The organism is Streptomyces sp. NPDC050534 (assembly GCF_044457745.1).
Lineage (GTDB): Bacteria > Actinomycetota > Actinomycetes > Streptomycetales > Streptomycetaceae > Streptomyces.
This window is the reverse complement of sequence record NZ_JBITHF010000002.1, coordinates 216,522-236,210: the sequence shown is the minus strand read 5'-3', so window position 1 is coordinate 236,210 and position 19,689 is coordinate 216,522. Positions and strand designations below refer to the sequence as shown.

Here is a 19,689-nt window from a genome sequence, read left to right as displayed (position 1 = left end):
GACATGATCGAGAGGGCCGGGTGTGCGTATGCCCCGGCAAGGGCAGGTTCACGCAAACGGGCCGGTTCCGCCACCTGTAGGAGTGGGGAAACCGGCCCGTGGGGGCGCTGCTGCAGTCGCGTCTAGTCGCGCGCGGGCTCCACCGAGTCCACCTCGGTCGCCGTACGGTCGAACCGGCCGTCCAGCTTGGAGACGAGGCCGGTGACCTGGCGGGCGATGTCGGGGGCGGTGAGCCCGATCTCCGCCATGACCTCGGCGCGGGCGGCGTGGTCGAGGAAGCGCGGCGGGATGCCGAAGTCGCGCAGCGGCACGTCGACGCCCGCGTCGCGCAGGGCCTGCGCGATCGCCGACCCGACACCGCCGACCCGCGAGTTGTCCTCGACGGTGACGACCACGCGGTGCCGCTCCGCCAGCGGCGCCATCGCCTCGTCGACGGGCTTGACCCAGCGCGGGTCGACGACGGTGGTGGAGATGCCCTGCTTGTCGAGCAGGGCGGCGATCTCCAGGCACATCGGGGCCAGCGCGCCCACGGAGACGAGCAGCACGTCGGGGGCCTGGGTCCCCGGCTCGCGCAGGACGTCCATGCCGCCCACCCGTCCCACGGCGGGTACGGCGGGGCCGACGGCGCCCTTGGAGAAGCGCACCACGGTCGGCGCGTCCTCGACCTTGACGGCCTCGCGCAGCTGGGCGCGGACCTGGTCGGCGTCGCGCGGCGCGGCGAGCCTCAGGCCGGGGACGACCTGGAGGATCGACATGTCCCACATGCCGTTGTGGGAAGGGCCGTCGGTGCCGGTGACACCGGCCCGGTCCAGCACGAAGGTGACCCCGCACTTGTGCAGCGCCACGTCCATCAGCACCTGGTCGAAGGCGCGGTTGAGGAAGGTGGCGTAGACGGCGAAGACGGGGTGCAGACCGCCGTGGGCCAGGCCCGCGGCCGACACGGCGCCGTGCTGCTCGGCGATGCCGACGTCGTAGATCCGCTCCGGGAAGGTGTCCGCGAACTTCTTCAGGCCGACCGGCTGGAGCATCGCGGCGGTGATCGCGACGATGTCCTCGCGCTCCTTGCCGAGCTTGACCATCTCGTCGCCGAAGACGGAGGTCCAGTCGGCGCCCGAGGCCTTGATGGGCAGGCCGGTGTCGGGGTGGATGGGGCCGATGCCGTGGAAGCGGTCGGCCTCGTCCTGGAGCGCGGGCTGGTAGCCCCGGCCCTTCTCGGTGAGGCAGTGCACGATGACCGGCCCGCCGAACCGCTTGGCGCGCGCGAGGGCCGACTCCAGGGCCTCGATGTCGTGGCCGTCGATGGGGCCGACGTACTTGAGCCCGAGGTCCTCGAACATGCCCTGCGGCGCGATGAAGTCCTTGAGGCCCTTCTTGGCCCCGTGCAGGGTCTCGTAGAGGGGTCTGCCGACGACCGGGGTGCGCTCCAGCAGGTCCTTGCCACGGGCCAGGAAGCGCTCGTAGCCGTCCGTCGTGCGCAGGGTCGCGAGGTGGTTGGCGAGGCCGCCGATCGTCGGCGCGTACGACCGCTCGTTGTCGTTGACGACGATGACCAGCGGACGGTCGCCGTCGGCGATGTTGTTGAGCGCCTCCCAGGCCATGCCGCCCGTCAGGGCCCCGTCACCGATCACGGCGACCACGTGGGCGTCGCGCTCGAGGATCTGGTTGGCCTTGGCGAGCCCGTCGGCCCAGCCGAGCACCGTGGAGGCGTGGCTGTTCTCGATGACGTCGTGCTCGGACTCGGCCTGCGAGGGGTAGCCGGACAGGCCGCCCTTCTTCTTCAGCCGGGAGAAGTCCTGGCGGCCGGTGAGCAGCTTGTGCACGTAGGACTGATGGCCCGTGTCCCACAGCACCCTGTCCTTGGGGGACTCGAAGACGCGGTGCAGAGCGATGGTCAGCTCCACCACACCGAGGTTCGGGCCGAGGTGGCCGCCGGTCTTGGAGACCGCGTCGACGAGGAAGCCACGGATCTCCTCCGCCAGCTGGTCCAGCTCCTCCAGGCTGAGCCGGTCCAGATCGCGCGGTCCCCTGATGCGGGTCAGCAGCGGCACCCGTGCCTCCTTGCAGTAGAGCTGATCGAGCTGTTGCCGGGCCTTGACGAGTCTAATGTTCCGCCTTTGCGCTCGGCGCCCGGGCGGTGCGTGATGCGTCACGCGGTCGGCCGTACCCAGGATCGGCCGTACCCATGACATGACTGTGCCCGGGACATGACTGTGCCCGGTACCGCCGTTGGTACCGGGCACAGGATCGGTGGGGGCTAGGCGCGGCCCGCCGTCTTCTGCGTCCTGCGGGTGACCGCGTCGATGACGACGGTCGCCAGCAGAACGCCACCGGTGATCATGTACTGGACCGGGGAGGCGATGCCCTCCAGCGCCAGGCCGTACTGGATCGAGACGATGACCAGCACGCCGAGCAGCGCGTTCCAGGTGCGGCCGCGGCCACCGAACAGGGACGTACCGCCGATGACGGCCGCCGCGATGGCGTTCATCAGCAGGTCGCCGGCGCCGGCGCCCTGGTTGGCGGAGGCGATCTTCGAGGCGATGAACAGACCGCCGATCGCGGCGAAGGTGCCGGAGATCGCGAAGACCGAGATCCGGATCATCTCCACGTTGATACCGGCACGCCGGGAGGCCTCGACGCTGCCGCCGAGCGCGAAGATCTTGCGGCCGTACGACGTGCGGCGCAGCACGAAGTCCGTGATCAGCAGGGTGCCGATGAAGATCACGACGGCCAGCGGCAGGCCCTTGTACTGGTTGTAGACGATGGCGACGGCGAACGCGAGGACCGCCAGCAGCACCGTGCGCAGGATGGTTTCGCTCAGCGGCCTCGACGGCACACCGGCGGCCTCACGGCGGCGGTTGCCGACGAAGGAGCTGACGAAGTACAGCGCGGTGACCGCGATCGCGAGCCCGTAGGAGGCGGCCACGTCCGAGAAGTAGTACGTGGTCAGCTTGGCGACCATGCCGTCGCTGTTCAGGTTGATCGTGCCGTTGCTGCCCAGGATCTGGAGCATGAGGCCGTTCCAGAAGAGCAGGCCGGCCAGGGTGACCGCGAACGCGGGCACACCGATCTTCGCGAAGACGAAGCCGTGGATCGCGCCGGCGGCGGTGCCGGTGAGGATGGCCAGTACGAAGGCCAGCCACTCGCTCATGCCGTGGTTGATGTTCAGCACGGCGAAGGCGGCGCCCGCGACACCGGAGACCGAGCCCACCGACAGGTCGATCTCACCGAGCAGCAGCACGAAGACGATGCCGACGGCGATCATGCCGGTGCCGACCATCGCGATCGAGATGTCGGAGAGGTTGTTCGCGGTGAGGAAGTTGGAGTTCAGGCTCTGGAAGATGATCCAGATGATGGCCAGACCGATGACGACCGGGATGGAACCCAGGTCGCCGGCCTTCATCTTGCGCTTGAACTCGGTGATGTAGCCCGCGAAGCCCTGTTCGCGGACCAGCAGCCGGGGGTCGACGGCGACGTCGGAGCCGCGCGCCGCATCGGGGTTCTCCACGACGTGGTCGTCAGGAGCCCCCGGAGCCGCGGAGGTCTTGTCGATACTCACTTCTTGATCTCCCCAGTGGTGCGCGCCGCACGACGGGTCACGGCGTTTTCCGTGGCACCGGTGATGGCGGAGATGATCTCTTCCTGCGAGGTCGACTTGACCTCGAAGACACCGTTGTTACGACCCAGACGCAGCACCGCCACCTTGTCGGCGACGGCCTTCACGTCAGCCATGTTGTGGCTGATGAGGATCACGGCGTGGTTGCGCTCGCGCAGCCGCTCGACCAGGTCGAGGACCTGGGCGGTCTGCTCGACGCCCAGAGCGGCGGTGGGCTCGTCGAGGATGACCAGCTTGGGCGCGCCGAGCATGGAGCGGGCGATGGCCACGGTCTGGCGCTGACCGCCGGAGAGCGAGGCGATCGGAATGCGGACGCTGGGGATGCGGATCGACAGCTGGTCCAGCAGCTCGCGGGAGCGGCGCTCCATCTCGACCTCGTCCAGCACGCCGTACTTGCGGACCTCACGGCCCAGGTACAGGTTGCCGACGACGTCGATGTTGTCGCACAGCGCGAGGTCCTGGTACACCGTCGCGATGCCCAGGTGCTGGGCGTCGTGGGGCCGGTTGATGTTGACCGACTTTCCTTCCCACTCGATGACGCCCTCATCGATGGGATGCACGCCGGCGATCGTCTTGACCAGCGTGGACTTTCCGGCTCCGTTGTCGCCGACCAGGGCGACCACCTCACCGGCGTGGACCTCAAGCTCTACGTCGGTGAGCGCCTGGACGGCACCGAATCGCTTGGAGACCCCGCGCAACGCCAGCACGGGCGTAGCGGACACGTGAACCATCTCCTTCGCCGCCTGACCCGGCGGGAGGTTGTGCAGAAAGTTTGGGGGGCTGATCCGTCCGGCGCCCCGCGACGAGCTTGCGGGGCTGTTTGATACGCGGGGCGCCGGAGGAGCCTTCGGGGCGGGCGTCCCGTAGGGGAATTCAAGAGCGAATTCCCCTACCTGGGAAGGGACGCGCCGCTGCTTACTTCAGACCGATCTTGTCGCAGGCGGCCTTGTACTGGGCCGTGCAGATGTCGGCGACGGTGTAGACGCCGTCCTTGACGACGGTGTCCTTGATGTTGTCCTTGGTCAGCGACTGGACCGGGACCAGGACGGACGGGACCTGCTTGGTGGTCGGGCTGTCGACCTTGTCCTTGGCGACGGAGTCGAGCGACTTGCCCTGGGCGAGGTCCACGGCCATCTCGGCGGCGGCGGCTGCCTCCGGCGCGTAGGGCTTGTAGACGCTCATGTACTGCGTGCCGGCGACGATGCGCTGGACACCCGCGAGCTCCGCGTCCTGGCCGGTGACCGGGATGTTGGAGATGCCGGCGGCCTTGAGGGCGGTGATGATACCGCCGGCCATGCCGTCGTTGGCGGAGTAGACGCCGACGAGGTTCTTCTTGCCGATCGCCGAGATCGCGCCCTCCATGTTGGCGTTGGCGTTCTCCGGCTTCCAGTCCTTGGTGTCGTAGGACTTGCCGATGTTCACCTTGCCCTGGAGGACCTCGAGGGCGCCCTTCTTGAACTGGGCGGCGTTCGGGTCGGTGGAGGAACCGTTCATCATGACGATCTTGCCGGACTTGGCCTTGGAGCCGAGGGCCTTGAGGAGGGCCTCGCCCTGGGTCTTGCCGACGGTCTCGTTGTCGAACGACGTGTACGCGTCGATGGGGCCCTGCGCGAGACGGTCGTAGGCGACGACCGGGATGCCCGCGTCCTTGGCCTTCTGCACCGAGTTCTTGATCGCCGCGGCGTCCACCGCGTCCACGATGAGGACGTCCACCTTGTTGGTGATCATCGTGTCGACCTGCTGGTTCTGCGTGCTGGCGTCCTGCTTGGCGTTGGCGTACACCAGCGTCGCCTTGTTGTTCGTGAGCTCCTTGATCTTCTTCTCGATCAGGGGCTTGTCGAACTTCTCGTAGCGGGCCGTCTGGTTCTCCGGGAGGAGCAGACCGACCTTGATGTTGTCGCCCTTCTTGGCGGACGACGAGGAGGAGCCACCGCCGGACTCCTTCGCGCTTCCACAAGCGGCGAGGGAAACGGCCATCGCACCCGCGGCAACGGCAAACGCGGCACTACGCATACGCGTGTTCACTTCAGAAACCTCCCTGACGAGGCCGCGACACTGCGGCCGAGGTGGCTGGAAGTCAACTCGGCCACGCGTGCGACGTCAAGAAGTAAATCCTTAACGAGATGGCAACGGTGCCATCCGTTCTCTAAGTGAAGGCAGGGGTCGCTGCGGACAGCGAACCGTCCAAAAGGGTTGAATCGCCCATCTCGCTGAGTGCGAGAGCGAGCGCTCCGAGCACCTCCGCACGGCCCCCAAGTGCCCCCGGGAGAACGGACAGTTGGCGCGCCGCACTGGGGATGGCGTAGCGGCCGACGGACTCCCTGATCGGCCCGAGCACCAGCTCACCGGCCTCGGCGAGATCACCACCGAGGACCACACGGCTCGGGTTCAGCAGATTGCAGAGATTGGCGACTCCACTGCCGATGTGGCGGCCGACGTCGGCGATCACCCGACGACAGCCCGGGTCTCCGTCCCTGGCCAGCCGGACGACGCCTTCCATCGTGAGGTCGGTGCCGTGGCTCGACTGGAGCAACGGAAGCACGTAGCGCGCTGCGGCAAAGGTTTCCAGGCATCCGCGGTTTCCGCAGCGGCAGACGGGACCGGATTCATCGAGTGTAATATGTCCGATTTCGCCTGCGGTGCCGCCGGGACCCCGGTAGATCTTCCCGTTGATCACCAGACCGGCGCCGACACCGCTGGCGACCTTGATGTACGCCAGGTCCTTGACCCCCCGGCCGCTGCCCCAGACGAGCTCGCCGAGGGCGCCGAGGTTGGCGTCGTTGTCCACGTGCACCGGCACGCCGAGCCGCCCCCGCAGCTCCTCGGCGGGCTTGGTGCCGGTCCAGCCCGGCAGGATCGCGGTGGAGCCCAGGGTGCCGGACTCGACGTCGATCGGGCCGGGCACGCCGAGGCCCACCCCGGCGATCTTGGAGCGGTCGACGCCCGTCGCCGCGATCAGCCGGTTGACCAGCTCTTCCGCCCGGTCGAAGCCCTGCGCCGAGGAGGCGTCCACGTCCAGCGGCTCGGACTCCTCGGCCAGCACCTGGTGGGCGAGGTTGCCGACCGCGACCCGTAGGTGCGTATGCCCGAAGTCGACTCCGATGACGATGCCGGCGTCCCCGCTCAGCGAGACGCTGCGGGCCCTGCGGCCGCCCGCCGAGGTGGGTGTGACCTCGACCGTTCCGCCGTCCTTGAGCTCGCGGACGATGTTGGAGACCGTCGCCGCCGACAGTCCCGTGGTCCGCGCGATCTCCGCCTGCGTGAGCGACCCGGCCAGCCGCACGGCACGTACGACCCGCTCCAGGTTGGCTCGGTGCAGCGACGACTGCGACCCCGGAGTCTCCACGACGACCTCCTGCGCGTGCGGGACCGCCTCGATGAGGCCCCGACTATGTCCAACTAGTGAACTCTAAGCTGAGCCGTTCGGGTCGCCTCCCGTCAAGAGGTTGAACCGCATCCGGGTTCTTGCACACACGAAGGCGCGCCGCCCCCGGTTCGGGGGCGGCGCGTTCGTGAGGCGTCGCGGCGCTACTTGAGCGCCCCCGCGGTCAGTCCCTGGACCACCTGCCGCTGGAAGATGATGTAGGCCGCCAGCACGGGCAGCATGGCCATCACCAGACCGGCGAACAGACCGGACCAGTCGCCCTTGTACCCCTGGCTGGCCGCGAGCTGCACCAGGCCCTGCGTCAGCACCCGTTTGTCCGGGTCGGTGTTGAGCACCGTCGGCAGCATGTACTGGTTCCACTGCCCGAGGAAGTTGAAGATCCCCACGCTGATCAGGCCGGGCTTCGCCATCGGCAGCATGATCTGGAAGAACGTCCGGCTGTGCGAGGCCCCGTCCACGAAGGCCGCCTCCGCGACCGAGGTCGGCAGGGTCCGGAAGAACGCGTGCAGGAAGAACACCGTGAACGGGAGCGAGTAGGCGATGTAGACCAGGATCAGCCCGTGGATGGTGTTCAGGAGGCCCATGTTGTTCACGACGTAGAACAACGGGACCAGCGCCAGCATGATCGGGAAGCTCATGCCGCCGATGAAGAGGAAGTAGATGAAGCGGTTGCCCGGGAAGTCGAACCGGGCCAGCACGTACGCCGCCATCGAGCCGAGCACCAGCGTGCCGATCAGCGAACCGCCCACCACCAGGATGGTGTTGAGGAAGTAGTCGCTCATGTTGGCGTCGGTCCAGGCCCGCGCCCAGTTGTCGAAGTGCAGCTTGTCCGGCAGCGACCAGGGCGAGGAGAAGATGGCGCTGTCGTCCTTGAAGGACGTCATCACGGCCCACAGCAGCGGCATGACGACCATGAACGCCCACAGGATGAGGAAGCCGTGGGAGAAGACGTTGAGGACGCCTCGCTCCTTCTTCGGCTTCTTCTGCGGGCGGGCCGGGGTGTCGGTCTTGCTGACGGTGGCGCCGGACTCGGCCGGCACGGGGGCGGGGGTCTCGGTCGTCTTCATTGATCAGTACTCCAGCCGCTCGCGTCGGCCGAGCCGCATCACGATCGCCGCGAAGGCCAGCGTGACGACGAGCAGGGCGACGCCGATGGTGGTCGCGTAGGCGGCCTGTCCGTCACGGAACGCCTTCTGGTACACGTAGAGGACCATGACGGTGGTCGAGTAGTCGGGGCCGCCGGGCCCGGTCGTCATGATCTGTACGACCGCGAACGACTCGGCGCCCAGGGCGAGGATGCCCATGTACACCCAGCCGGACTGCACGGTGTCCCACAGCAGCGGCAGGGTGATCCGGAAGAACGTGGAGATGCGGTTGGCGCCGTCCAGCAGCGCGGCCTCGTACAGGTCGGCCGGGATGGAGGCCATTCCGGCGGAGAAGAGGACCACGAAGAAGCCGACCGTGGACCAGACGAGTACCGCCATCACGCACCACAGGGCGAGGTTCGGGTCACCCAGCCACAGCGGCTGGATGCTGCCGAGCCCGATCCCCCGCAGCAGCGCGTTGATCGCCCCGCTGTCCGGGTTGTACGCGAAAGCGAACAGCAGGGCGACGATCGCGATCGAGAGCACCTGCGGGAAGAAATAGACGATCTTGTAGAACGAGGATCCGCGGACACCGGAGATCACCGGACCGCCCCTCTTGCTCCGCCCGCCCACATTGATCATGAAGGAGAGGAACAGCGCCAGACTGATCGTCACCAGCGGCAGCAGCAACGCGAACAGCAGGCTGTGCCACAACGACTTCCAGAAGATCTCGTCGTGGAACATCCTTCTGTAGTTGTCGAAGCCCACCATCTTGAATTCGGGGCTCAGGCCGGTCCAGTCCGTGAACGAGTAGTAGATGGACTGGATGAACGGCCAGACGACGAATAGCGCGTACAGCCCGAGGGGAACCGCCAGGAACCCCACGATGAACCGGTACTTGCCGTGCTGCATTACTACCTACCCCGATCCGGGAGCGGGTGCCGCCGCTGGTGACGGACTCTCACTGGTGCTTGTAGTGCTTGATCGAACTGTCCTTGGCCGCCGCGTCGGCGAAGCCCTGGATCTTCTTGATGGTCTCGGCGGGAGTGGCGCGGCCGGCCATCATCTCGCCGAGGCCCGCCACACCAATCTGCTCCTTCTGGAGCTGCACGTACCAGTCCTGGATCCGCGGGTTCAGGACGTTGTCCTTGGCCAGGTCCAGCGCCGCGACACCGGACTTGAGGCCCGGGGTCAGGGTGATGCCGGTGGTGCCGCCGTTGAACGCGGTCAGCGACTTCACCTTGCTGGTGAAGTTCTTCGAGGACGCCTCGCTGAGCATGATGCGCAGCTGCTCCATGCCGCCCTCGGGGTTCTTCGCCTTGGCCGGCACGATGAAGGGTTCACCGCCGGAGGCCCAGATGGTGCCGAAGGGCAGCTTGTCGGAGCTGTCGATGCCGGTGGGCGCGGAGACGGCGAGGTTGAAGTCGGACGGGATGACGTTCGCCGACTCGTTCTCCACCCAGGAGCCGTTCGGGATGAACAGCGCCTTGCCCTTGGCCCACGCGGTCTGCGACTGGATGTGGTCCAGGCCCGGGGTGCCCTTGAGGATGTAGCCCTTCTTGTAGAGCTCGTAGTAGGCCTCGAAGCAGGCCTTGACGGCCGGGTGCTTCCAGGCGTTCGGCTCGAGGTTGTCGATGGCGTCCAGGACCTCGCGGCCGCCGACCTTGCCGATCATCGGGTACAGCGAGAAGGGGATGTAGTACGGGTACTTGCCCGCGTACGTCCAGCCGGCCATGCCCTTCTTCTTGGCCTTCTCGCACACGGCGAGCATCTCGTCCCAGGTCTTCGGGTACTGCGCGTCGAGCGAGTCGAGGGCCTTCTGCGAGTACCAGACGCCGTAGACCGTGTAGGCGTAGTACATGATCCAGACGGGCTTGCCGTCGAACTGGCCCATCTCGACGATGCCGGGGCGCAGCGTGTCGCGGACCTTCTTGTTCGGGTCGTCGTAGGACGCCGCGTCCAGCAGCGGGGTGAGGTCGGAGAGCTGGTTCTTGCCGACCAGGACGCCCATGTCCATCTGCTCGGCACCGGAGTTGTCGATCAGGTCCGGCGGGGTGCCCTGGTTGAAGCGGGGCTGGAGCGTGGACTGGATCTTCTGGGTGGCGGAGAACTTCACCTTCACCTTGGGGAAGTTCTGCTCGTAGATCTTGACGGCGTCCTGGGCGTACTCCTTGCCGAAGCCGCCGTCGAAGAGGACGAACTCCATCCCCGCCGTCTCGTTCACGCCGAGCGGGTTCTTGGCGGTCTTCTTGCCCGCCTTGGCCTTGTCGCCGTTGCCGCCGCCGCCACCGCTGGCACAGGCGGACAGGAAGCTCATCGTGGGTACGGAGATCAGGCCGAGCGCGGCGGACCGCTTGATCAGATCGCGGCGGCCGACACCGGGTGCGCCAGTGGTCGCCGCGCCGTTGTTCTCGGCGGAAGTGGATCCCATGCTCAAGTCCTCGCCTTCTCCAGGACTCAGGCGGTGAACCGGATCCTTCCCGGCACCGCGGTCAGGTCAAGCAGGGTCGTGCGGAAAGTGCGTGTCGTGCAGTACGGATCGGGTGAATCGCCGACAGGTATAGTCCACTTCCCGCCAACGGAGCAAGATCGAATGCAAGGTTGGCCGATGGTCTTATCCGAGTTGAGACCTCGCGGAAATATGAGCCCCCTGTGGTCCCCTTGCCGGAAAAATCCACGACATAAACCTCGAATGCCACACTCAACACCCTTGACATCACTGGCCACTTGGCCCACTACTGGTCTCTGCGCGGCTAAGTTGACAACGTTGTCCACAGCCCAGGGAGGGTCTGGCGTATGGGGCACAGAACTCGGCACAGATGGGGACCGGCGGTCGTGCTGACGGCCGCCTTCGCTTTGGCGGTGGGCACACAGGGGGCGGCGACCGCACTGCCCGCGAAGGCACCGGCGGCCGACCAGGAGTTCGCCTCCTCGTTCGAGGCAGGCGATCCGGCGCCGGACTGGCTCAACACGGTCGACACCACGGCGGACGGGAGCAAGCGGGCCTCCGGGGTCGACGGCGGATACAGCAGCGGCATTCCCGGAAACGTCAACGACCATGTCACCGACGTCCGGGCGAGCGGCGAGAACACCGGCGGCGGGGAGGTGAAGGAGAACCTCGTCGACGGCGAGTCCGGCACCAAGTGGCTGACCTTCGATCCGACCGGCTGGGTCGAGTTCGACCTCGACAAGCCGCTGAAGATCACGAACTACGCGCTCACCTCGGCCAACGACTTCGACGAGCGCGACCCCAAGGACTGGACCCTGCAGGGCTCCACCGACGGCAAGGACTGGAAGACCCTCGACTCCCGCACCGGCGAGTCCTTCTCCGAGCGGTTCCAGACCAAGTCCTACGACCTGGCCGAGCCGGCCGAGTACCAGCACTTCCGGCTCGACATCACGAAGAACAACGGCGCCTCCGACATCCTCCAGCTCGCCGACCTCCAGCTGTCCACGGGCGACAGCGGCGGCCCGGTCCCGCAGGACATGCTGTCGCTGGTCGACCACGGCCCGAGCGGCTCCCCGACCGCGAAGGCGGCCGCCGGCTTCACCGGAAAGAAGGCCCTGCGTTACGCCGGACGGCACACCGCCGACGGCCGGGCGTACTCGTACAACAAGGTCTTCGACGTGAACGTGGCCGTCGGCCGCGACACCCGGCTCTCGTACCGGGTCTTCCCGCAGATGGCGGACAAGGACCGGGACTACGACGCCACCAACGTCTCCGTCGACCTGGCCTTCACCGACGGCACCTACCTGAGCGGCCTGGGCGCGACCGACCAGCACGGCTTCGGGATGTCACCGCAGGCGCAGGGCGCCGCGAAGATCCTCTACGTCAACCAGTGGAACAACGTGGTCTCGCGGATCGGCTCGGTCGCGGCCGGCAAGACCGTCGACCGGATCCTGGTGGCGTACGACTCCCCCAAGGGCCCGGCGAGGTTCCGCGGCTGGCTGGACGACATCGCGCTCAAGCGGGCGGCGCCGGAGAAGCCGAAGGCGCATCTGGCCGACTACGCGCTGACCACCCGCGGCACCAACTCCAGCGGCAGCTTCTCGCGCGGCAACAACTTCCCCGCGACGGCCATGCCGCACGGCTTCAACTTCTGGACGCCCGTCACCAACGCGTCCTCGCTGAGCTGGCTGTACGACTACGCGCGGGCGAACAACGACGACAACCTGCCGACGATCCAGGCGTTCAGCGCGAGCCACGAGCCGAGCCCGTGGATGGGCGACCGGCAGACCTTCCAGCTGATGCCGTCGGCCGCCTCCGGCACCCCGGACACCGGCCGGGAGGCCCGTGAGCTGGCGTTCCGGCACGAGAACGAGACCGCGCGGCCGTACTACTACGGTGTGAAGTTCGAGAACGGCCTGAAGGCCGAGATGGCGCCGACCGACCATGCCGCGTCGCTGCGCTTCACCTACCCGGGCGACGACGCGAGCGTGGTCTTCGACAACGTCACCGAGCAGGCCGGGCTCACGCTCGACAAGGAGCACGGCGTCGTCACCGGCTACTCGGACGTGAAGTCCGGACTGTCGACGGGCGCCACCCGGCTCTTCGTCTACGGCGTCTTCGACAAGCCCGTCACCGACGGCTCCGCCGGCGGCGTCAAGGGCTTCATGCGCTTCGACGCGGGCTCCGACCACACCGTCACCCTGCGCCTGGCCACCTCGCTCATCAGCGTCGACCAGGCCAAGGACAACCTGCGCCAGGAGATCCCGGACGGCATGTCCTTCGACGCGGTCAAGAACCACGCCCGCAGCACCTGGGACAAGCTGCTCGGCAAGGTCGAGGTCGAGGGCGCGACGCCGGACCAGCTGACCACGCTGTACTCCAGCATGTACCGGCTGTACCTGTACCCCAACTCCGGCTTCGAGAAGGTGGGTTCGAAGTACCAGTACGCCTCGCCGTTCTCGCCGATGCCCGGTCCCGACAGCCCGACGCACACCGGCGCGAAGATCGTCGACGGCAAGGTGTACGTCAACAACGGCTTCTGGGACACCTATCGGACGACCTGGCCGGCGTACTCCTTCCTCACCCCCTCCAAGGCGGGCGAGATGGTCGACGGGTTCGTGCAGCAGTACAAGGACGGCGGCTGGACCTCGCGCTGGTCCTCCCCCGGCTACGCGGACCTGATGACCGGCACCTCCTCGGACGTGGCGTTCGCGGACGCGTACGTCAAGGGCGTGAAGTTCGACGCGAAGGCGGCGTACGACGCGGCCGTGAAGAACGCGACGGTCGTCCCGCCGTCCTCCGGCGTGGGCCGCAAGGGCATGGCCACCTCGCCCTTCCTCGGCTACACCACCACCTCCACCGGCGAGGGCTTCTCGTGGGCGATGGAGGGCTACGTCAACGACTACGGCATCGCCAAGATGGGCGAGGCCCTGTACAGGAAGACGGGCGAGAAGCGCTACAAGGAGGAGTCCCAGTACTTCCTCAACCGCGCCCAGGACTACGTCAACCTCTTCGACTCCAAGGCCGGCTTCTTCCAGGGCAAGGACGACAAGGGCGACTGGCGCGTGGACTCGGCCAAGTACGACCCGAAGGTGTGGGGTTACGACTACACGGAGACCGACGGCTGGGGCTACGCCTTCACCGCCCCGCAGGACAGCCGGGGTCTGGCCAACCTGTACGGCGGCCGGAGCGCGCTCGGGGACAAGCTCGACGAGTACTTCGCCAGCCCTGAGACGGCCTCGCCCGAGAACGTCGGTTCCTACGGCGGTGTGATCCACGAGATGACCGAGGCGCGCGATGTACGCATGGGCCAGTACGGCCACTCCAACCAGGTCGCCCACCACGTCATCTACATGTATGACGCGGCCGGTGAGCCCTCGAAGGCGCAGAAGAACGTCCGCGAGGTGATGTCCCGCCTCTACACCGGCAGCGAGATCGGGCAGGGCTACCACGGCGACGAGGACAACGGCGAGCAGTCGGCCTGGTACCTCTTCTCCTCGCTCGGCTTCTACCCGCTGGTGATGGGCAGCGGCGAGTACGCCATCGGCTCCCCGCTGTTCAAGAAGGCGACGGTCCACCTGGAGAACGGCCACGACCTGGTCGTCCGGGCGCCGAAGAACAGCGCGAAGAACGTCTACGTGCAGGGGCTGAAGGTCAACGGCCGTACCTGGTCGAAGACTTCGCTGCCCAGTGAACTGCTCCAGAAGGGCGGGGTCCTCGACTTCGACATGGGGTCGAAGCCCTCCTCGTGGGGCACCGGCAAGGACGCCGCGCCCGTGTCGATCACCCAGGACGACAAGGTGCCGACGCCGCGTGCCGACGTACTGAAGGGCGACGGGGCGCTGTTCGACAACACCTCGGCGACCGACGCGACCGTGACCTCCGTGGACCTGCCGGTCTCCGGGCCGGTCAAGGGCCTGCAGTACACGGTGACGTCGTCCGCCGACCACACGAAGGCACCGACCGGCTGGACGCTCCAGGGCTCCGCCGACGGGACCACGTGGAAGACGCTGGACAAGCGGTCCGGGGAGTCCTTCCGGTGGGACAGGCAGACACGCGCGTTCAGCGTCGACTCGCCTGGCACGTACGGGAAGTACCGCCTGGTGCTCGACGGCGAGGCGGTGATCTCGGAGGTCGAACTGCTCGCGTGAGCAGTTGAGTTGGGTTTCGGCCGGGGGCCGCGCCGGATTCGGCGCGGCCCCCGGGCCGTGTGGCGGACCGCCGCCTCTACGTCTGCGGCGGACCGGGTTCGGGGGCGAGCAGCCAGGCCACGAGAGTGCGCCAGGCATCTGGCTGGTCGGTGTCGCGCGGCCCGACGAGATAGACCTCCTCCACGAGGTCCTGGGAGCGCAGACCGCTGCGGGCGGCGAGGGCCGGCCGGCACTCGGCCGCCCGTCGCGTCAGCCGGTGGCGAGGGTGAACACGTGCAGGTCCGTGATCTGCGGCAGCTTCACGCTCGCGATCGTCTTCCCGTCCGGCGCCGTGAACGGCTTGGTGACGAAGACGTAGGTCGCCACCGGATCCTTGTCCGCGCCCGCGACGTTGCGGTACGCCGTCCTGGCGACGACCTCGTTGCCGTACTGCACGGTGCCGCCGCCTCCGCCGACGGTCCAGTCGGTGAAGGAGAGGTCGATCGTGCCGGTGCTGCCGTCGGTGTAGGTGACGGTGGCCTTGGCCGCCTGGTTGCCGTTGACCGCGCTGCCGATGAACGACAACGTGCCTGCGGGATGCGCGAGTTCGATGGTCTGGCCGGCCGCCGAGACGTTGTCCGGGCGGGCGGGCGGCGAGTCGGGCCAGTCGAAGGCCAGCCCGCCCGCCGTGCCCTGCCCGCCGGGCGTGAGGCCGGCCGCCGCGAGGGCCTGGCGGGAGTAGCTCCAGCCGCCGCCGTCGAAGTCGGCCTCGTCGTGCTCGCCCTCGTCGTCCGAGACGCCGGTGTTGTCGTAGGCGGCGAGGAGCGTGCCGGGCGCGGCCACCGTCAGCGCCACGGGCTGCCGGTACGACGTGTCGCCCGAGGTCACCGTGACCTCGGCGTCGTAGAAGCCCTGCTTGACGTCCTTGGCGGCGGACAGGGTGATCTCCTGCGAGCCGTCGGAGACGGTTCCCTCGGCCGGGGTCGCGGTGACCCCGTCGGGCACGTCGACCCTGAAGCGCACCTCGGGCCCGCTGCCGCCGCTCATCGACAGGGCGCGGATGCCGACCTTCGCGCTGTCGCCCGGCGCGATCGTCGCCGCGGTCGGACCGACACCGATCTGGTACGGCTGCTCGCCCTGGCGGAAGGAGGGCGGCGCGTCGGACGGATCGCTCCCCCACTCCTTGTCCGGGGTCCCGGAGAGCGTGTAGTCGAGCCTGCCGCCGTCGCGCACGAGGGAGGACGACAGCCAAGGGCGTTCACTGGTACGGCCGTTGACCTTCAGGGACCGGATGTACGGCGCATCCGCGGCGGCACCGGCCGCGCGGATGGAGATGTCGTTGCCCTGCGGTCTGCTGATCTCGATGCGTGGGAACAGCGGTGAGGCGAGGGCGAGTTCGGCGCGCGAGGGCACCTGCGGATACATGCCGAGTGCGGAGAAGACGTACCACGACGACATCGCGCCGAGGTCGTCGTTGCCGGGGATGCCCTCCGGCTGTGTCGACCAGAGCTGCTTCATCGCCGCCCGGACGGTCTCCTGCGTCTTGTACGGGGCGCCCGCGTAGTCGTACAGGTAGGGCACGTTGATCGACGGCTCGTTGTCCAGCTCGGACTTGTCCCCGCCGCCGCCGGTGAACACCCAGCCGCCGTCACTGCCGTGGAAGAAGGAGTCGAGCCTGGCGAGCGCCTTGTCCTTGCCGCCCATCGCGGCGAACAGGCCGGCCGGGTTGTGCTGCACCATCCAGGTGTACTGGGCCGCAGTGCCCTCGACGAAGCCGTTGCCCGTCGACGGGGTGAACCCGGTGACCCAGCTGCCGTCGGCCTTGCGGTTGGCGATGTAGCCGCCGCTCTGATCGGCCGCGATGTTGAAGTTGTTCTGCCACCACTGGGCACGCTTGGCGAAAGCGGCGGCCGTGTCCTTCTCCCCTGCCGCGGTGGCGAGTTGGGACAGGGAGAAGTCCGCGCCGGACATCTCCAGCGTCTCGGCGGCGCCGCCCCACGCGTTCGACACGGACGGCATGTAGTGCAGCTTCAGGTACTTGTCGAGGGAGGGCCGTTGGCCGACGGAGAGCACCGGCTTTCCGGAGGAGGAGAGGTCCTGTCCGGTGGGGACCGTGGCGGCCTTGACGAGCGAGGCCAGGGCTCCGCGCAGGTCGAAGTCGGTGCCGCCGAAGGCACGGATGCCGGCCAGGGCGGTGGGCGAGGGGTCGCCGTTCATGACGTGCGTGCCGCTCGCGCCGTGCAGCCAGCGGTCCCAGACGCCGCCGTTCTGCCGGGCGAGCTCGTACAGCGACTGCGCGACGTCGGAGCCCGTGCGCGGGCTGAGCAGCGTCAGCAACTGCACCTGGTCCCGGTAGACGTCCCAGCCGGAGAAGGTGCCGTACTGCGCCTCGTGCCCGCGCGCGACCTTGTGCACCCTGCCGTCGCTGCCGCTGTATCTGCGGTCGACGTCGCTGATGACGTTGGGGTGCATCATGGCGTGGTACAGCGCGGTGTAGAAGGTGGTGCGCCCGGCGTCGGTGCCGCCGCCGACCCGGATGGCGCCGAGGCGTTCGCGCCAGGCCCGGTGGGCGGCGTCCCGCACCGCCTCGAAGGAGCGGTGCGGCGGGTTCTCGGCCGCGAGGTTGGCGGCGGCGCCGGCCTGACTGACGTAGGAGATGCCGACCTTGACGTTCACGGGACCGGAGCCGGGCTCGAACTCGACGTAGCCGCCGGCGCCCTTGCCCGCGACGGGCCGCCCGCCGCTGGAGAAGCCGCCGGTGCCGCCGCTCGCCGTCGTCGCCCCCGGACTCAGCCTGTCGTCCTGCCAGGTGCCGGTGGCTTTGAAGGCGCGGTCGAAGCGGGCGGTGAAGTAGAGGGTGTAGTAGGGGCGTTGGCCCTCGGGGTCCAGATAACCGCAGAAGTCGCCGGAGGTGACGGAGCCGGTGACGGTACGGGTCTTCGGATCGATGTGCACCGACGAATCGGTGGAGCCCACCTCGGAGTTGGCGGTGCGGATGAGCAGGGAGGCGGGCTTGTCCGGCGGAAAGGTGAAGCGGCCCGAACCCGTCCGGGGCGTCGCCGTGAGGTCGGCGGTGACCCCGGACGCGAGCCCCACCTTGTAGTGGCCGGGCTCCGCCGTCTCGTCGGAGTGGCTGAAGCCGGACGCGTAGACGGCGTCCTTGGTGTCGCTCGCGGGCGAGGAGGTCACCTCGCCCGCGTACGGGAAGAACGGGACGTCCCCGCTGCCGCCCGCGCAGCCGGTGCCGGACATGTGGGTGAGGCTGAAGCCGCGGATGCGGGTGGCGTCGTACTGGTAACCGCCGGGCGCGGCGGTTCTGGTCGCGTCGCCTCTGGTGTTCTCCGGGCTCCAGGAGAGCATGCCGAACGGCGTGACGGCGCCCGGGAAGACGTTGCCGCCGTTCCGGGTGCCGATGAGCGGATCGACGTACGTGGCCGGGTCCTTGACCAGGTCCGGTGGTGCGGTCGTCGCCGCGAGGGCTGGGGTGGCTCCACCGACCGCGAGCACCGCGGCCAGCAGCAATGACGTAGGACGGAAACGCATGGGGCGGCCCCTCCTCCTTCGGACGGGTCGCGCACCACAGGTCGCACAAGCCGCAGGGACAGTAGCGTGCGCCACGCGTACCACGGAAGAGCGCGTCCGGGCAGAAGGGCTCGCAGGACGGCCGCCCGGACGGGCCGATTTGTCAACTGGCTTGACATCGTTGTCCGTTGAAGAGGTAAAGTTACGTACAGACCATCAGACAACGTTGTCGCGTCGCAGCGCCGTCACAAGCCAGCACCATCCGGAACAGGTACTCCCCCGGCCTGCCCGGCTCGCGGACCCGGTGGCCCGTCCTAGCCCACCGGGTCCGCCCTGAGCGGAGAAGTGCGCCTGGTCCGGCGCGCGCGTCTAGCCGACCTGGCAGGGCAGGCCGGTCGCCGTGTCACCGCCGTCGCCCTTGACCACGTATCCGAAGGTCGTGCTCTTCCCCGGATCCAGCGAACCGTTCCAGTCGGCGTTGTGGACCATCACGTCCTGGCCGGTGTAGGTCGCGTTGCCGTTCCAGAGGCTGTCGACCTGCTGCCCCGCGGGCAGCGTCCAGTCGACCATCCAGCCCAGCATCGGGACGTCGCCGGTGTTGGTGACGGTCACCTCGGACTGGTACCCGTCGCTCCAACTCCCGGTCGTCCTGCGGGTGGCCTCGCACTTGCCCGGTACGGGATCGGTCGGGTTGCCCGGGTCGTGGATGCCCGTGACCTCGCCGTTGCCGCCGTCGAAGACGACGTCCGAGCAGGAGTAGAAGGTCTCGGCGCTGTCCGAGCGCTGCCAGACCATGTAGATGACGTGGCGCCCGGACTTGTTCGCGGGGAGCTTGCCGGTCCATGAGTAGTTGGCCTCGACCGTGCCCGGGGTGCCGTTGAGCGGCGGGTGGTCCACCGTGAGGAACGGGGTGTCCTCCATGGCGTCCCAGGTCAGCGGCCTGGCCGGGTCGAAGCCGTCCTTGGTGATGTAGACGTGGAACCAACCCGGGTGCGCGGCCCAGGCGTTGTAGGAGAAGTCGACGGTCGCGCCCGAGGTGAGGTGGGTCAACGGCCAGTCGTCGCGGGGGAGGTCGAAGCCCGCGAAGTTGGGGTTGCCGCCGCTGCACAGCTCCCCGTCCGGGACGAAGCCACGGGTGCGGCCGGCTCCGTCGGAGCGCAGCACGGAGAACCAGTTGTAGAACGGCGTGGTGCCGCCGACCTGTTGAGCCGCCTTGCAGGCCGGATTGACGGGCTTGATCTCCCCGGTGTCGGTGATCCCGTCCTGCCGGCACAGGAAGGTGCGGCTGCCGGGCTTCATGGGCGTCCCGTGCGCCTCCGCGCTGCCGCTCGCGGTGACGACGAGGGCGAAGGCGGGGAGGGTGGCGAGGAGGGAGACGAGGATGAGAAAGAGAGCGCGGGTGGTTGATCGACCCGCGGAGTGGTGCCGTTGCATTGCGCTTGTCAGGGTCATGTCAGCTTCTCCTCTCAGGAGTACGGCTGCGGGAAGGTGCACGGAGGGGAGAG

Annotated in this window: 11 protein-coding genes; 1 reads left to right on the top strand and 10 read right to left on the bottom strand. The window is 68.2% G+C overall.

The features are described 5' to 3' along the window. Positions 1-122: 122 nt before the first annotated feature. The 8 genes from dxs to ngcE form a co-directional block, all read right to left on the bottom strand. Complete coding sequence (gene dxs, locus ACIBN2_RS06625) at positions 123-2,048, bottom strand: 1-deoxy-D-xylulose-5-phosphate synthase (RefSeq protein WP_399133089.1); 1,926 nt, start codon at positions 2,046-2,048, stop codon at positions 123-125. A 206-nt stretch (positions 2,049-2,254) separates the two neighbouring features. Further along, entirely contained in the window at positions 2,255-3,556 is a 1,302-nt protein-coding gene (locus ACIBN2_RS06620) for a sugar ABC transporter permease (RefSeq protein ID WP_399133088.1), read from the bottom strand. Continuing rightward, on the bottom strand, positions 3,553-4,344 hold the full coding sequence (locus tag ACIBN2_RS06615; RefSeq protein ID WP_399133087.1) for an ATP-binding cassette domain-containing protein: 792 nt from the start codon (positions 4,342-4,344) through the stop codon (positions 3,553-3,555). The genes ACIBN2_RS06620 and ACIBN2_RS06615 overlap by 4 nt, the downstream gene beginning before the upstream one ends. Positions 4,345-4,528: 184 nt before the next feature. Beyond that, entirely contained in the window at positions 4,529-5,626 is a 1,098-nt protein-coding gene (locus ACIBN2_RS06610) for a sugar ABC transporter substrate-binding protein (protein WP_399133946.1), read from the bottom strand. 133 nt (positions 5,627-5,759) lie between these two features. Continuing rightward, a complete protein-coding gene (locus ACIBN2_RS06605) occupies positions 5,760-6,959 on the bottom strand; it encodes an ROK family transcriptional regulator (protein ID WP_399133086.1) in 1,200 nt (399 codons plus the stop codon). Positions 6,960-7,141: 182 nt separating this feature from the next. After that, positions 7,142-8,065, bottom strand: a complete 924-nt coding sequence (locus tag ACIBN2_RS06600) for a carbohydrate ABC transporter permease (RefSeq protein ID WP_399133085.1) — start codon at positions 8,063-8,065, stop codon at positions 7,142-7,144. 3 nt (positions 8,066-8,068) lie between these two features. Then, a complete protein-coding gene (locus ACIBN2_RS06595) occupies positions 8,069-8,995 on the bottom strand; it encodes a carbohydrate ABC transporter permease (protein ID WP_399133084.1) in 927 nt (308 codons plus the stop codon). Between the two features lie 49 nt (positions 8,996-9,044). Beyond that, positions 9,045-10,514, bottom strand: a complete 1,470-nt coding sequence (gene ngcE, locus ACIBN2_RS06590) for an N-acetylglucosamine/diacetylchitobiose ABC transporter substrate-binding protein (protein ID WP_399133083.1) — start codon at positions 10,512-10,514, stop codon at positions 9,045-9,047. Positions 10,515-10,879: 365 nt separating this feature from the next. Here ngcE and ACIBN2_RS06585 point away from each other — a divergent pair, with 365 nt between their 5' ends. Then, positions 10,880-14,683: a GH92 family glycosyl hydrolase gene (locus tag ACIBN2_RS06585; protein WP_399133082.1), complete on the top strand. Its 3,804-nt coding sequence runs from the start codon at positions 10,880-10,882 to the stop codon at positions 14,681-14,683. A gap of 249 nt (positions 14,684-14,932) precedes the next feature. Here the strand turns inward: ACIBN2_RS06585 and ACIBN2_RS06580 are convergent, their stop codons facing one another. Both ACIBN2_RS06580 and ACIBN2_RS06575 read right to left on the bottom strand, forming a co-directional pair. Further along, positions 14,933-18,205 carry a GH92 family glycosyl hydrolase gene (locus tag ACIBN2_RS06580; RefSeq protein ID WP_399133081.1) on the bottom strand — a complete coding sequence of 1,091 codons (3,273 nt, stop codon included), beginning with the start codon at positions 18,203-18,205 and terminating at the stop codon, positions 14,933-14,935. Positions 18,206-18,553: 348 nt separating this feature from the next. Next, on the bottom strand, positions 18,554-19,636 hold the full coding sequence (locus tag ACIBN2_RS06575; RefSeq protein WP_399133080.1) for a lytic polysaccharide monooxygenase: 1,083 nt from the start codon (positions 19,634-19,636) through the stop codon (positions 18,554-18,556). Between the last annotated feature and the right edge of the window lie 53 nt (positions 19,637-19,689).

Excerpts from the sequence above, each read along its gene's own strand:
- ACIBN2_RS06600 (WP_399133085.1), bottom strand. The coding sequence starts at position 8,065 with ATGAAGACGACCGAGACCCCCGCCCCCGTGCCGGCCGAGTCCGGCGCC.
- ACIBN2_RS06580 (WP_399133081.1), bottom strand. The coding sequence starts at position 18,205 with ATGCGTTTCCGTCCTACGTCATTGCTGCTGGCCGCGGTGCTCGCGGTC.
- ACIBN2_RS06575 (WP_399133080.1), bottom strand. The coding sequence starts at position 19,636 with ATGACCCTGACAAGCGCAATGCAACGGCACCACTCCGCGGGTCGATCA.
- ngcE (WP_399133083.1), bottom strand. The coding sequence starts at position 10,514 with ATGGGATCCACTTCCGCCGAGAACAACGGCGCGGCGACCACTGGCGCA.
- ACIBN2_RS06615 (WP_399133087.1), bottom strand. The coding sequence starts at position 4,344 with ATGGTTCACGTGTCCGCTACGCCCGTGCTGGCGTTGCGCGGGGTCTCC.
- ACIBN2_RS06610 (WP_399133946.1), bottom strand. The coding sequence starts at position 5,626 with ATGCGTAGTGCCGCGTTTGCCGTTGCCGCGGGTGCGATGGCCGTTTCC.
- ACIBN2_RS06595 (WP_399133084.1), bottom strand. The coding sequence starts at position 8,995 with ATGCAGCACGGCAAGTACCGGTTCATCGTGGGGTTCCTGGCGGTTCCC.
- ACIBN2_RS06585 (WP_399133082.1), top strand. The coding sequence starts at position 10,880 with ATGGGGCACAGAACTCGGCACAGATGGGGACCGGCGGTCGTGCTGACG.